Source organism: Pantoea sp. PA1, assembly GCF_056856975.1.
Map to the genome: position 1 here is coordinate 95,590 of NZ_JBXGEE010000004.1, position 13,159 is coordinate 108,748.

Genomic DNA, 13,159 nt, shown 5'->3' on the forward strand with positions numbered 1-13,159 from the left:
CTGAGTTTCCGTTTCCCTGATTTTCTCTGTAAACAGGTAACTGTCGTGAGATTTCCCAATCAGCGCCTTGCGCAACTGTTTGATGCCCTGCAAAACGAAACGCTGCCTCAGGATGAACTGGCGCGGCGTTTTGCCGTCTCGACCCGCACCGTACGCACCGACATCACGGCGCTGAATGCGCTGCTGGCTGAACATGGTGCGCAGTTCGTCCTGAGCCGCGGCGCGGGCTATCAGCTGAAGATTGAGGATGCTCAGCGCTTTCAGCATCTGCAGCAACACAGCGCCTCACCGCTGCGCATCCCGCGCACGTCGCCCGACCGCATCCGTTATCTGCTGACCCGGTTTCTCACTGCGGCCTATTCGCTCAAACTTGAAGAGCTGGCCGAGGAGTGGTTTGTCAGCCGCGCCACCCTGCAGAACGATATGGCGGAAGTGCGCGAGTGGCTGGGACGCTATCACCTGACGATTGAAAGCAAGCCTCACTACGGCATGAAGCTGTTCGGCAGCGAAGTGGCGATCCGAACCTGCCTGACCGATCTGCTGTGGCAAATCGATCAGTCACAGCCGGAGAGTCCGCTGCTGACCATTGAAGCGCTCAACAGCGGTATGCTGGAAACCCTCCAGCCGCTGCTGCAACGCTGCTTTGCTGAACACAATATCCGCCTCAGCGATGAGGGAGAACGTTATCTGCGGATCTACTGTGCGGTGGCGGTGCGCCGTATCAGCGAAGGCTATCCGCTTAACGATCCGGGCGCTGAGGAGATTGGGGATGACGTGCGCGAAGCGGCGCACCAGCTGATTACGCTGATGCGCCCGCTGGTCAGTAAACCGATCTCACCGGCTGAAGAGAACTGGCTGCGGGTCAACATTGCGGCACGGCGTATTCAGGCTATCGCCCCCAGCGCCATCAATGCGGATGACGCCGATGCGCTGGTGGATTACCTGCTCAGCTTCATCAACACCTACTACAACTTTAATCTGCAGAACGATCAGCAACTGCGTGCCGATCTGCTTACCCATATCAAGACCATGATCACCCGGGTGCGCTACCAGATCCATATTCCTAACCCGCTGCTCAGCAATATCAAGCAGCACTACCCCATGGCCTATGATGTCACCTTAGCGGCGGTGACCAGTTGGGGGAAATATACCCCTTACGTCATCAGCGAGAATGAGATTGGCTTTCTGGTGCTGCACATCGGTGTCGGGCTGGAGCGCCACTATGACGTGGGCTATCAGCGTCATCCCCAGGTGCTGCTGGTCTGCGACAGCGGTAACTCGACGCTGCGGATGATTGAGGCGATGCTGCTGCGCAAATACCCGCAGCTGAAGGTGACGGCACGCCTCTCTCAGCGTGAATATGAGGCGCGCAGCCGCATCGATGAGGACTTTGTGATCTCGACCATCCGGCTCAGCGAAAAAGAGAAACCGGTGGTGGTGATGTCACCGTTTCCCACCGGGTTTCAGCTGGAGCAGATCGGCAAGCTGGTGCTGGTGGATCGTACCCGTCCCTATATGCTGACGAAATATTTTGATGCTCAGCACTTTCATATCGTCGACAGGCCAATGACCCAGTCTGAACTGTTCCGGCAGTTGTGCGATCAGCTGGAGGCGGAGGGGTTCGTGGATGCTGCTTTCTATCCGTCGGTGGAGGAGCGCGAAGCGATTGTCAGCACCATGCTCGGCGAAGGCATTGCGCTGCCGCACTCGCTGGGGCTGCTGGCGAAGAAAACCGTGGTCTATACCGTGCTGGCCCCGCAGGGCATCGCCTGGGGCGACGACACCGCCTATGTGATTTTCCTGCTGGCGATCAGCAAAAGCGAATATGAAGAGGCGATGGCGATCTACGATCTGTTTGTCACGTTTCTGCGGGAAAGGGCGATGATCCGCCTGCGGGAGAGCACTGACTTCAGCAGTTTCAGAGCGGTGGCGATGGATTGCCTGAGCCGCTCTTAACGCGAGGCTCTGCCGCCGTCAGTTTTTCTTCGCCAGCAGGCGCGGGATCTCTCGCAGGCACCAGGCTTTGGCCTCGCCCATGCTGTCCCGCCGCCACGCCATAATAATGTCGACCTCGCGGGTATATTCCGGACTCACGACCCGCAGGCGGCCTTCCGCAATATCCTGCTCCACCAGCGGATAGGGCATGGTTCCCACGCCCAGACCCGCCAGCAGCGCACGGCGCTTGTCGTCCATGCTGCTGACGGTCAGGCGCTGCTGCTTATCCAGCAGCTGCACGGTCAGCACCGGGCGCTCACGCGCGGTATCCGCCACCGCAATGCCGCGGTATTTCACCCGCGTCACTTCAGACTGCGGTTCCGGCTCGTTATGGATCGGATGGTCGGCACTGGCGACATAGACGCTCATCATGGTGTAGAGCTTGCGGGTGTTGATCTCGGTTGAGGCGCGGAAGTGCATATCGGGGGCGATGACAATATCGGCCCGTCCCTGTTCCAGCCGCTCCCATGCCCCCGCCAGCACTTCGGTGACCAGCGAAAACTGGGTATTGGCTTTGTCGGCCAGGCGCGTCACCAGCGGAAAGAGGGCGTCGATGGGCACCAGCGCTTCGGTCACGATGGTCAGATGGGTTTCCCAGCCACGCGCCAGCGCTTCGGCATCGGTGGTGAGTTTGTCGGCTGCTTCCAGCAGCACCCGGCCACGCTCCAGCAGCATGCGTCCCACGTTGGTAAATTTGGTGCGGTGGCCGGAGCGGTCAAACAGCACCACATCCAGCTCCTCTTCCAGCTTCTGCATGGTATAGCTGAGTGCAGAGGGCACGCGGCCCAGCTCATCGGCCGCCGCCGCAAAACTACCACGTCGATCAATCGCATCCATTACGCGTAACGATTCAAGGGTTAACGCACGCTCTTTAGCCATCCCGTTTCTCTGTCAGGAAATTTGAACATGCCCGGCAGATTAACTGGCTAACAATCCGGCGTCCAGACTTTTACCATGTGTGCATAGAGTCCGTGACCGATCCTCGTCACCGGATGCCGGAGGTAAATAATGATAACGACACGCAGTGCGTCCGCATGTGGCCAGGCCGACTTTGGCTGGTTGCAGGCCCGCTACAGTTTCTCTTTTGGCCACTATTTTGATCCAAAACTGATGGGCTACGCGTCACTGCGCGTACTGAATCAGGAAGTGCTGGCACCAGGGGCCGCCTTTCAGCCGCGCACCTATCCGCAGGTCGATGTGCTTAACATCGTGCTGCAGGGCGAAGCGGAGTATCGCGACAGCGAAGGCAACACGATCAGCTTGCAGGAAGGGGAGGCGCTGCTGCTCTCAGCCCAGCCGGGGGTCAGTTACACCGAAATCAACCTGAGCAAAGAGCGCCCGCTGACCCGTATGCAGCTGTGGCTGGCCGCCTGCCCGGAGCGTGAGAATCCGCGGATGCAGAAACTGGCCCTGATGGCGGGCCGCACCTCTCAGCTGATCGCCTCGCCGGATGGCGTGGATGAGAGCCTGCAACTGCGTCAGCAGGTGTGGATCCATCAGGTCGAACTGGCGCCGGGCGAGCAGCATGCGCTGCATCTGCAGGGGCCGCGCGCCTATCTGCAGTCAATTCACGGTTCGCTGGAAGCCCGATCGGGTGCGGCGCATCGGGAAGCGCTCGGGTGCGGCGACGGTGCCTTTCTGCAGGAAGAGTCGCTGCTGACGCTGACGGCGAAAACGGCGACCCGGGCACTGGTTATCGACATCCCGGTCTGATCCTCAGGCAATAAAAAAGGCGGCCATGGCCGCCTTTTTTGCGTCTTACGCATTACTTCAGCAGGGTAAAGGCGGTGGTGACGTGCTTCACGCCACTGACGCGGCTGGCGATATCGGCCGCCGCCTGCCCTTCCTGTTGCGTCACCAGACCCAGCAGAAACACTTCGCCATTCTCGGTGGTCACCTTCACGTTGGAGGATTTTACCTGATCGCTGCCCAGCAGCTGCGAGCGGATCTTGGTGGTGATCCAGGTGTCTGACGAGGTGGTGCCGAGCGTCACTTTCTGACCAATGCGGATCTCGTTATAGACCTCGGTTGCGCCATCCACGCCCATGGTGATCTGTTTCGCACGATTAGCGATCTCCTGCGACGGTGCCTGACCGGTCAGCAGGACTTTGCCCTGATAGGCGGTGGCGATGACGCGGGCATCGGTTTTGATCTGCTGATCTTTCGCCAGCGCATTGGTGACGCGCAGCTCCAGCGTGCCGTCATCCACCTGCGTGCCGACCGTACGCGGGTCGGTGGCGGTTTTGGTGGCAACCGCTGCGCCACCGGCAACCACGGCGACACAGCCCTGCAGCAGCAGGGCGGTTAACAGAATAGCGATAGCGTTCAATGCTTTCATTCGTGCTCCTTCGGTCATTCCTGATGGGGAAAGAGGGTGTTATCGATCAGATCGCATAAGCAGTTAACGGTGAGCATATGCATCTCCTGAATCCGGGCACTGCGGTGTGAGGGAATACGGATTTCCACATCCTGCGGGCCCAGCAGTCCGGCAAGCTCACCGCCATCATACCCGGTAAGCGCAACGATCGTCATATCGCGTGTTACCGCGGCTTCAACGGCCTTCACAATGTCGCGGGTGTTGCCACGGGTTGAGATGGCCAGCAGCACATCACCTGCGTGGCCCAGCGCGCGCACCTGCTTGGCATAAATTTCATCGTGCAGGCGATCGTTACCAATCGCGGTCAGCATCACGTTGTCTGCACTTAACGCCAGCGCCGGCAGGCTGGGGCGCTCGGTTTCGAAACGGTTGATCATGCTGGCGGCGAAGTGCTGGGCATTGGCGGATGAGGCGCCGTTGCCGCAGCTCAGGATCTTATTGCCGTTCAGCAGAGATTGTACCAGCGTCATGGCCGCACGGGAGATGGCATCGGGCAGCGCCTCAGCGGCAGCAATCTGGGTCTGAATACTTTCAGTAAAACACGCTTTAATTCTTTCCTGCACACAACCACCTGGTTCTAAACGTCTGCATTAAAGGCATCCGGCAGCCACTCGAGCGCCGTGCCGGTAATGGCGATGATGTCGAAACGGCAATTCACCGTTGCAAAACTGCCGCCGCGTTGCGCCAGCCAGAGAGCGGCAGCGCGCAGCAGCTTCTGCTGTTTGCTACGGGTGATGCTGGCGAGTGCGCCACCGTAGCGCGCATCGCGGCGGTAGCGAACTTCGACAAACACCCAACAGTGCCCGTCACGCATTATCAGGTCAAGTTCACCCCCGCGAAAGTGAACATTGCTGGCGACCCATTTCAGGCCCGCCTGCTCCAGATAGCGCCGGGCATCTTCTTCATACCGGGCGCCAGTCTGACGGCGGGTCAGTTGGCCGGTGCGATTTCGCCCCGACGATACTGGTTCCATGTCAACTTCCTGTTGATCACACAATCCGTGTTGGCGCTGAGCTTACCGGTGTTGCCATCCAGCGTATAACCCGGTGACTGACGCATCTGGTTAAAGTGATTGGCCAGCGTCCAGGCATCCATCCCCATGGCATAGAGGCGCACCAGCGAGTAGTCATTGTTGAATGACTTCGAGGTCTGCTGCATCAGGCCCGGGTTGCTGCCGGAGAGCAGAGGGATATCGCTGAACTGCAGGCCATCCATCTCCAGACGGAAATCGGGACCGGCACCCGCCTGCGCGCTGCGCGAGCTGGCATAGAGCGAAATGTTGCTGCGGCTGCCGGTGCGCATGGCGATCATCGGCTTAATCAGCTGCAGCTCATCCTGGGTGGAAACGATATAGACCGCATCGACGCCTCCGCCGCTGCTGGTGCTGACGGCCTCTGGGGTGCTCTGCTGCGGCGCCGGAATGGTCAGACCGGCAATGGACACACCCTGCTGCTGCTGGGCAGGGGCCGCATTCACCGGCGTGCCTGACAGGCTGATGCCCGCGCCACTGTTGATGCCCTGCTTCAGCTCAGCGGTCGAGCCAAAGCGCTGCTGCATCACGGTACCGCCACCCAGCGTCTGCCACTCCTGCGCGAAAGCATTGGTGACGCGATCGCCCAGACCGCTGCGCGGAACCAGCAACAGCGGCTCGCGTTTGCCCTGATCCCAGATATGGTGCGCGGCATCGCGCGCTTCGTCTTCAGGAGAAAGCGCAAAGTAGCAAATATTCGGATGGTTCTGGATCGTTTCCGGCTCGTTAAGCGCCAGAACATTGAGTGGCGTCTGACTGTTAGCCACTTTCTCCACGTTGCTCTTCAGCAGTGGCCCCACCACGAGGGTGGCACCATCCTGCTGGGCCTGCTGCATCACCTGCTCAATCGGCTGGCTGCTGGTGTCATAGACCTTAATCTGAGCGTTGCTGGCCGGTTCGGCGGTGGCGGCAGGCTGAGACTGAGGCTGCGCCTGCGGGGTAGCCTCTGCCGCCTGCTGTTGCGGCGCGCTGATCGGGTCGGAAGCCGAGCCGGCGACAGCTGCCGGTTGCGTGCTGGCCGTGCCATCCGTCGCGGCGGGCTGTGCGGCCGCCGGGGCGGAGACGCCATTCTTCGCGTCAGTAAAGCCTTTCTGAATCGCATTCGCGAAGACCTGCGCCTGACCATTCATGGGCAGCAGCAGCGCGATAATGCTGGTTGAGGCTTTGGTGTAGTTCTGCATCTGGCTCAGCTGCGTCGGCAGCGTTTTGGCCGCCGGATTCTGCGGATAGCGGGTCTGCCAGTCTTTGATGCCCGACTTAAGCATCCCGGCATCCTGGGTGTTAGCCCGCCAGACGGCAAGCAGGTCGAGCCAGCCCTGCAGCACGTTTTCATCGGCGTTAATGACCAGGTTGCTGGCCTCCTGCGGCGACATCTGCGTCAGCGCCTGCCAGGTAGCATCGATGTTGGCCTGATGGTCGCTGCCGGTCAGCAGCGGCTCCTGCGCAATGTAGGTGCGCAACAGGGAGAGAGAAGGACGCCCCTGTGCACTGGCGATCTGCAGGCTGTAAAAACGCGCCAGCTGATCCTTCGATAATGCACCGGTTTTCACGTCAGCCAGCAGTGGCTCAGCCTCTTTGATCTTCTGCTGGGCAATCAGCAGCTGCGCTTTCAGCAGCAGCGATTCCTGCTGCTGCGTCTCAGAGAGCTGCTGCGGCAGCTGACTCAGTTGCTGGGTCGCTTCAGGATACTTTCCTTCCTTCAACAGGGCGCGGATTGCAAGTAATTGCCAGTCGGTCTTGCTATCATCGCTGCTTTGCTGCGCCTGCTGCAGATAGTAAGCGGAGCTGGCTGTGGCAGGCCCCTGAATATTGACGGTTGAGGTTTGCGGCCCCTGACCGCTACACGCGGCTAAAATCAGCCCAGCAAGAATGACAGGCAGAAAGCGTCCTGCTTTATGACGAACGACTTTTGAAGGAAGCATACTGTATCCAGTGATGTTTTTTTCAAGATGCTCAATATTAAATCGGCAATTCGGATGAAACAATGAAACAACTCGATCGGGCAGAGATTTCTGCCAGCACGCTCTACATCGTTCCAACCCCGATTGGTAATTTGGGTGATATCACCCAGCGGGCGCTGACGGTGCTTTCGAGCGTCGATCTGGTCGCTGCGGAAGATACACGTCATACCGGGCTGTTGCTACAACATTTCGCCATCAATGCGCGACTCTTCGCACTTCACGATCACAACGAACAGCATAAGGCTGAACTGCTGATTGCGAAGCTGGAGGAGGGTCAAAGCATAGCCTTAGTTTCGGATGCTGGCACGCCGCTGATCAACGATCCGGGCTACCATCTGGTGCGCCGCTGCCGCGAAGCGGGCATCCGGGTGGTGCCGCTGCCAGGCGCCTGTGCCGCCATTGCGGCGTTGAGTGCCGCCGGGCTGCCGTCCGATCGTTTCTGTTACGAAGGGTTTCTGCCGGCCAAAACCAAGGGGCGTTGTGACGCTCTGCGCGCGCTGGTGCAGGAGCCGCGCACGCTGATTTTCTATGAGTCCACCCACCGCCTGATCGACAGCCTGCAGGATATGGTGAGTGAGCTGGGCGGGGATCGCTATGTGGTGCTGGCGCGTGAGCTGACCAAAACCTGGGAGTCGATCCACGGCGCGCCGGTGGCCGACCTGCTGGCGTGGGTAAAAGAAGATGAGAATCGCCGCAAAGGCGAGATGGTGCTGATCGTTGAAGGCCATAAGGCCGATGACGAAGACGCGCTTCCGGCGGATGCGCTGCGAACGCTGGCGCTGCTGCAGAAAGAGCTGCCGTTAAAGCGGGCGGCTGCGCTGGCGGCTGAGATCCACGGCGTAAAGAAAAATGCGCTTTATAAGTATGCGCTGGAGCAGCAAGAGGCGTGACAAATGCGGGCGAATGCCCTATTATCCCGCGCCGAAGCTGACCAGACAGTCGCCGCTTTGTCGTCGTCCTCACTTGTGGGGAGACGGGCAGAGGGGAGGAAAGTCCGGGCTCCATAGGGCAGGGTGCCAGGTAACGCCTGGGAGGCGCAAGCCTACGACCAGTGCAACAGAGAGCAAACCGCCGATGGCCCAGAAATGGGATCAGGTAAGGGTGAAAGGGTGCGGTAAGAGCGCACCGCGCGACTGGCAACAGTTCGTGGCACGGTAAACTCCACCCGGAGCAAGGCTAAATAGGGGTTCACAAGGTACGGCCCGTACTGAACCCGGGTAGGCTGCTTGAGCCAGTGAGCGATTGCTGGCCTAGATGAATGACTGTCCACGACAGAACCCGGCTTAACGGTCAGCTTCGACTTCTTACTAAAAAACCCCGCTCCGGCGGGGTTTTTGCTTTCTGGCGACGTGCGTTCGGTAATGAATGACTGTCCACGACGCTTTTCATGAAAGGGACGCGGCTTAACGGTCAGCGTCGACTTCTTACTAAAAAACCCCGCTCCGGCGGGGTTTTTGCTTTCTGGCGACGTGCGCCCGGTGATGAATGACTGTCCACGACGCTTTTCATGAAAGGAACGCGGCTTAACGGCCAGCGCAGCTAGCGCTCGCCCTCCGTACCCGCTTCACCGGACTGACTGAGCGGGGCCTGTTCAGTCAGCGGGCGATAGACCAGCGCGATCATCATCCTGCGCTTCGGCTCGGGCAGCCTGAAATAGATAAAGCCCTCCTCCGGCATATTCACGACAAGGTTGTTCAGCTGCACGCCGCCGTCGATTGAATTATATGCAGTCGGTCTTCACCCATGTCGCTTTCGTCATCCGCTAGACGATGCAGAATCTGCTGCCAGACCTGAACGTGCTGATCAGCCATGCCTTCTGGCCGCTGATCCGTACCCTGGCCCTGTTCAGCACGGCACCGGTTTTCAGCGAAAAAGCGGCGCCGAAAAAAGTCAGGGTGGGGCTGGCGGTGCTGATCGCCTTTCTGCTGGCACCGACTCTGCCCGAAAACCGCGTGGTGCTGATGTCCGTGACCGGATTGTGGGTAACGATCAGAGAGCTGCTGATTGGTTCGGCAATCGGCCTGACGGTACAGTTTATTTTTGCTGCGCTGCGGTTTGCCGGTGAGGTGGTGGGTATGCAGATGGGGCTGTCGTTTGCGGCCTTTTTTGATCCCTCCGGCAATCAGAGTATGCCGGTGCTGGCACGCATTCTGAACGTTCTGGCGGTGCTGCTGTTCCTCGCCGGCAACGGTCACCTCTATCTGATTAAGATGCTGGCCGACAGCTATACGCTGCTGCCGATCAGCGGGGCGACGCTGACCCGCAGCAGTTTTTATCGGTTACCCGAGGCTGCGGGCCTGATCTTCAGCAGTGGATTGCAGATTGGGATGCCGGTGGTGACGTTGCTGCTGGCGCTGAACCTGACGCTGGGCTTACTTAACCGCCTGACACCGCAACTCTCGATCTTTGTTATTGGCTTCCCCATCTCCATCACCCTGGGATTGGGGGCGCTGCTGCTGATGATGTATAACCTTCCGACCCTGTTTCAGGAGCAGATGAATGAGATCTTCAGCGCGGTGAACAACATTCTGGTGGGGTTTCGCTGAGGGCGCGGGACGCCGCCGGGGTGAGACTCAGCCCCGCGCCGCGGCGTGGGGCTGATGCCGCTTAATCGCGACCGTGCGGCTCATCCCAGTCAAACGCCGGGCCGAGAGAGATAACGCCGTGCGGGTTGATGGTTTTATGGCTGCAGTAGTAGTGATGACGAATATGCGGCAGACTGACCGTCTCCGCAATGCCCGGCATCTGATAGATGTCGCGCAGGAAACCGCTGAGATTCCGGAAATCACCAATCCGGTGACGATCGCATTTGAAATGCGTGACGTAAACCGGATCAAAACGCACCAGCGTGGTCCACAACCGCAGATCCGCTTCGGTCAGCTGATCGCCGGTCAGATAGCGGTGCTGGCCCAGAATCTGCTCCAGGCGCGACAGCGAGTGGAACAGGGCGGTGACGGCCTCGTCATAGGCGCTCTGTGAGGTCGCAAACCCCGTTTTGTAGACGCCGTTGTTCACCGTATCGTAGATCCAGCCGTTCAGCTCATCAATCTTCTCACGCAGGGCAACCGGGTAGTAATCCCCGGCGCGCGCACCCACCGCATCAAACGCACTGTTGAACATGCGAATGATATCGGCAGACTCGTTGCTGACGATGGTGTTCTGCTGCTTGTCCCACAGCACCGGCACCGTGACGCGACCGCTGTAGTGCGGATCGGCGTGCAGATAGAGCTGATAGAGGAAGTCATTCTGATAGAGTTTGTCGCCGGTTGCCTCCGGGAACGTATCGTCAAACGTCCAGCCATTCTCCAGCATCAGTGGATGCACCACCGAGACGTCGATCAGGTTATCCAGCCCCTTCAGCTGACGCATCAGCAGCGTGCGGTGCGCCCAGGGGCAGGCCAGCGAGACATAGAGATGATAGCGGTCGCGTTCGGCGGTAAACCCCGCTTTGCCTGTCGGGCCTGCGCTGCCATCGGCGGTCACCCAGTTGCGGAAGGCGGACTCTGAGCGCTTAAAGCGTCCGCCGGTCGATTTGGTGTCGTACCAGGTGTCATGCCAGACACCATCAATTAGCTGTCCCATAATGGCTCCAAAGCAAACAGGGCGGGGAAATGTCCCCGCCCTGCTAAGTATATGTGGCATTACACGTTATGTGAGATTAGTGCGCAATCGCCTGCGGTTTTCTTTTGCTGATCAGGCGATCAATGCTGTATGCGCCCGGACCCACCAGACCCAGCACCAGGAAACCCCCGGCGATAGAGAGGTTCTTCATGAACATCAGCTGGTTCACGCCTTCGGCAAAGTTACTGTGAAACAGGAACGCGGTCAGGATGGTGAAGCCGGCAGTGAACAGCGCGGTGAAACGGGTCAGGAAACCAAACAGGATAGCCAGACCGCCGCCAAACTCCAGCAGGATAACCAGCGGCAGCATAAAGCCGGGCACGCCCATCGCTTCCATATATTGCTGGGTGCCTGCATAACCGGTGATTTTGCCCCAGCCCGCGGTAATGAACAGGATTGGCATCAGGATGCGAGCCAGTAACAGACCAGTATCTTCGAATTTTTTCATCATTTACTCCAGCGTTATCAGTAGTGCAGGGCAGGCTGCCCGCAGGGTTTGTGCCCGCTGAAAACAGTGATGCTTTTCATTGGGTTGATAGCTGGAGATGATAATCGCGGCGTGAAAAGGTTGTAAGCAGGAAAAACTGTCAGTGTTTTTCAGAAAAACTGATGAAGAAAGCCGGTCTTTTCAGGACCGGCTTTTCAGAGAGTTAACGCGGAGGCAGGGCGGACTTAATCATGCGCCAGGTACTCCAGGCACCAAATCCTCGCTTGGCCCAGCGCAGCAGCCGGTTGGGACTGCGAATCGAGTAGACGGCCAGCGCGCTGCTGCCAATCGCCAGATAGCGACGTAAGCTCAGGAACGTGAACCAGCCACGATCGTACTGGGCGGTACTTTCCAGCCAGTCGCGCCGCGCCGCGCTTAAATCCAGCCGCTGCTGCTGCACATGCTTAAGCAGTTCATGGATGCGTTCTTCACGCTCGCGGCGGCTCATCAGCGCTGCTCCTCAAGCAAATTACGGTCAGTCTCCAGCTCTTTACGCGTGTGGCGTAACAGCGTGGACTGACGGGATTTGTGAAGGGTCCAGAGTCCGAAGACAACCGCCAGCAGGAACAGGGTTCCGGTGGTGATCCCGATGGCCATCAGGCGATACTGCGCATCCACTGCCCAGATAATCAGCACCATCAGGCTCATCAGACCAAACGCCGTGAACAGCATCGTCAGGCCCACCATTAACAGCAGCTGTATCAGGTTGGCTTTCTCATGCTCCAGTTCCACCACTGCCAGACGAACGCGCGTCTCGACCATGCCAACCAGCGTGGTGACAATACGCTGGCCGATGTTAATGACCCCTTTAGCCGGGCCGTGGTTCTGCTGTGAATCAGCCATAATCAGCGACGCGAAATGAGCATGCCCAGTGCGACGCCAATCGCTGCACCGATACCCACACCATGCCAGGGATTTTCACGCACGTAGCCTTCCGCCTTCTGCGCCGCTTCGCGGGTTGTCGCCGCAAGGCGTTCGCCTGATTCACCCAGGCGCTCACGTGAGCTGTCCAGCGCCACACGCGCTTTATTACGAAGCTTATCCAGCTCCCCTTTCGATTTTTCAGTGCTGCTGCTAAGCACCTCTTCCAGGGTATCAGCCAGATTTTTCAGTTCAGCACGCAGATGTTCCGATGATGTGTCTTTAGACATAAAATACTCCTTTAACATCAGTAGATTAATTCCGATTAATAGGGCTCCGCCTGTAACTTTTTCAGCTCCCGGCGCGCTTCATCCAGTTTTTGTTGTCGCTTCGCAATCTTCTCCCTGTCGTGGCCCTCATCACGCTCTTCCCTGAGTTCGTGCTCGCGCTCAGCCACTTTCTGCTTCTGCGCGTTAATTCTTTCCAGATGGGCGGCTTCCAGCTTTTTGTCGCTGCAGTCCGCCTGGACTTCGGTCAGCGCCCGCTCAAGGCCGTTGACCCGGCGCAGATTGTTATGCTTCTGCGCCATCTCAATTTCGTGCTTAATGTCCTGCTCTTTCTGCTCGCACAGCGATTCGGCGGCCAGCAGTGAGCCAGACAGCGAAAAGAGGGCGACGCCCAGTAATAGGTGATATTTCATCCGTTTGGGTACCTTCCTTTGCGACCTGATTGTTCAGCAGCGGGATCATAGGCAAATCGCGGATGCTGAGAATCGACTCTCCGTTAAGCATAGACACGCAACGTAAAAAGTTCAAAGAAGACCGGGA

At 58.7% G+C, this 13,159-nt stretch carries 16 protein-coding genes and 1 other RNA gene; 5 read left to right on the forward strand and 12 right to left on the reverse strand.

Translation table 11 applies throughout. The features are described from left to right. Positions 1–45: 45 nt before the first annotated feature. A complete protein-coding gene (locus tag AC1V0D_RS16035) occupies positions 46–1,956 on the forward strand; it encodes a BglG family transcription antiterminator (RefSeq protein ID WP_009087389.1) in 1,911 nt (636 codons plus the stop codon). Positions 1,957–1,974: 18 nt separating this feature from the next. Here the strand turns inward: AC1V0D_RS16035 and AC1V0D_RS16040 are convergent, their stop codons facing one another. Beyond that, positions 1,975–2,874, reverse strand: a complete 900-nt coding sequence (locus AC1V0D_RS16040; RefSeq protein ID WP_009087386.1) for a LysR family transcriptional regulator — start codon at positions 2,872–2,874, stop codon at positions 1,975–1,977. A 129-nt stretch (positions 2,875–3,003) separates the two neighbouring features. On the opposite strand from AC1V0D_RS16040, the gene AC1V0D_RS16045 reads away from it, so the two are divergent. Beyond that, positions 3,004–3,708 (forward strand): pirin family protein, encoded by a 705-nt coding sequence (locus AC1V0D_RS16045; RefSeq protein ID WP_058956504.1) that lies wholly within the window; start codon positions 3,004–3,006, stop codon positions 3,706–3,708. Positions 3,709–3,760: 52 nt separating this feature from the next. Here AC1V0D_RS16045 and dolP read toward each other — a convergent pair whose 3' ends face one another. Genes dolP through AC1V0D_RS16065 form a run of 4 tightly spaced genes read right to left on the reverse strand, consistent with a single transcriptional unit; the run spans position 3,761 to position 7,324 of the window. Then, entirely contained in the window at positions 3,761–4,333 is a 573-nt protein-coding gene (dolP, locus tag AC1V0D_RS16050; RefSeq protein ID WP_058956503.1) for a division/outer membrane stress-associated lipid-binding lipoprotein, read from the reverse strand. Positions 4,334–4,347: 14 nt separating this feature from the next. Further along, positions 4,348–4,935 carry a DnaA initiator-associating protein DiaA gene (gene diaA / locus AC1V0D_RS16055; RefSeq protein WP_003855538.1) on the reverse strand — a complete coding sequence of 196 codons (588 nt, stop codon included), beginning with the start codon at positions 4,933–4,935 and terminating at the stop codon, positions 4,348–4,350. A 14-nt stretch (positions 4,936–4,949) separates the two neighbouring features. Further along, positions 4,950–5,345: a YraN family protein gene (locus AC1V0D_RS16060; RefSeq protein ID WP_009087381.1), complete on the reverse strand. Its 396-nt coding sequence runs from the start codon at positions 5,343–5,345 to the stop codon at positions 4,950–4,952. After that, positions 5,303–7,324, reverse strand: a complete 2,022-nt coding sequence (locus AC1V0D_RS16065; protein WP_337025547.1) for a penicillin-binding protein activator — start codon at positions 7,322–7,324, stop codon at positions 5,303–5,305. Before AC1V0D_RS16065 ends, AC1V0D_RS16060 begins: the two co-directional genes overlap by 43 nt. A gap of 62 nt (positions 7,325–7,386) precedes the next feature. On the opposite strand from AC1V0D_RS16065, the gene rsmI reads away from it, so the two are divergent. Beyond that, the gene (gene rsmI, locus AC1V0D_RS16070; protein WP_009087377.1) at positions 7,387–8,253 is read left to right on the forward strand and encodes a 16S rRNA (cytidine(1402)-2'-O)-methyltransferase; all 867 of its coding nucleotides are present in this window, start codon (positions 7,387–7,389) and stop codon (positions 8,251–8,253) included. Positions 8,254–8,286: 33 nt separating this feature from the next. After that, an RNA gene (gene rnpB / locus AC1V0D_RS16075) (RNase P RNA component class A) lies at positions 8,287–8,665 on the forward strand. A 237-nt stretch (positions 8,666–8,902) separates the two neighbouring features. On the opposite strand, the gene AC1V0D_RS16080 is transcribed toward rnpB, so the two are convergent. Next, positions 8,903–9,067 carry a hypothetical protein gene (locus tag AC1V0D_RS16080; protein WP_181161957.1) on the reverse strand — a complete coding sequence of 55 codons (165 nt, stop codon included), beginning with the start codon at positions 9,065–9,067 and terminating at the stop codon, positions 8,903–8,905. A gap of 65 nt (positions 9,068–9,132) precedes the next feature. On the opposite strand from AC1V0D_RS16080, the gene fliR reads away from it, so the two are divergent. Then, a complete protein-coding gene (gene fliR / locus AC1V0D_RS16085; RefSeq protein WP_140029555.1) occupies positions 9,133–9,909 on the forward strand; it encodes a flagellar biosynthetic protein FliR in 777 nt (258 codons plus the stop codon). A gap of 61 nt (positions 9,910–9,970) precedes the next feature. Here the strand turns inward: fliR and AC1V0D_RS16090 are convergent, their stop codons facing one another. From AC1V0D_RS16090 to AC1V0D_RS16115, 6 genes are all read right to left on the reverse strand, one after another. Next, a complete protein-coding gene (locus tag AC1V0D_RS16090; RefSeq protein WP_325954758.1) occupies positions 9,971–10,945 on the reverse strand; it encodes a glutathione S-transferase family protein in 975 nt (324 codons plus the stop codon). A 76-nt stretch (positions 10,946–11,021) separates the two neighbouring features. Further along, the gene (locus tag AC1V0D_RS16095) at positions 11,022–11,432 is read right to left on the reverse strand and encodes a DoxX family protein (RefSeq protein WP_009087370.1); all 411 of its coding nucleotides are present in this window, start codon (positions 11,430–11,432) and stop codon (positions 11,022–11,024) included. A gap of 202 nt (positions 11,433–11,634) precedes the next feature. After that, positions 11,635–11,919 (reverse strand): YqjK-like family protein, encoded by a 285-nt coding sequence (locus tag AC1V0D_RS16100; protein ID WP_009087368.1) that lies wholly within the window; start codon positions 11,917–11,919, stop codon positions 11,635–11,637. Beyond that, positions 11,919–12,314: a phage holin family protein gene (locus AC1V0D_RS16105; protein ID WP_082668164.1), complete on the reverse strand. Its 396-nt coding sequence runs from the start codon at positions 12,312–12,314 to the stop codon at positions 11,919–11,921. The genes AC1V0D_RS16100 and AC1V0D_RS16105 overlap by 1 nt, the downstream gene beginning before the upstream one ends. A gap of 2 nt (positions 12,315–12,316) precedes the next feature. Further along, complete coding sequence (locus tag AC1V0D_RS16110) at positions 12,317–12,622, reverse strand: ElaB/YgaM/YqjD family protein (RefSeq protein WP_009087364.1); 306 nt, start codon at positions 12,620–12,622, stop codon at positions 12,317–12,319. Between the two features lie 35 nt (positions 12,623–12,657). Beyond that, positions 12,658–13,032 (reverse strand): DUF1090 domain-containing protein, encoded by a 375-nt coding sequence (locus tag AC1V0D_RS16115; protein ID WP_009087362.1) that lies wholly within the window; start codon positions 13,030–13,032, stop codon positions 12,658–12,660. Positions 13,033–13,159: the final 127 nt, after the last annotated feature.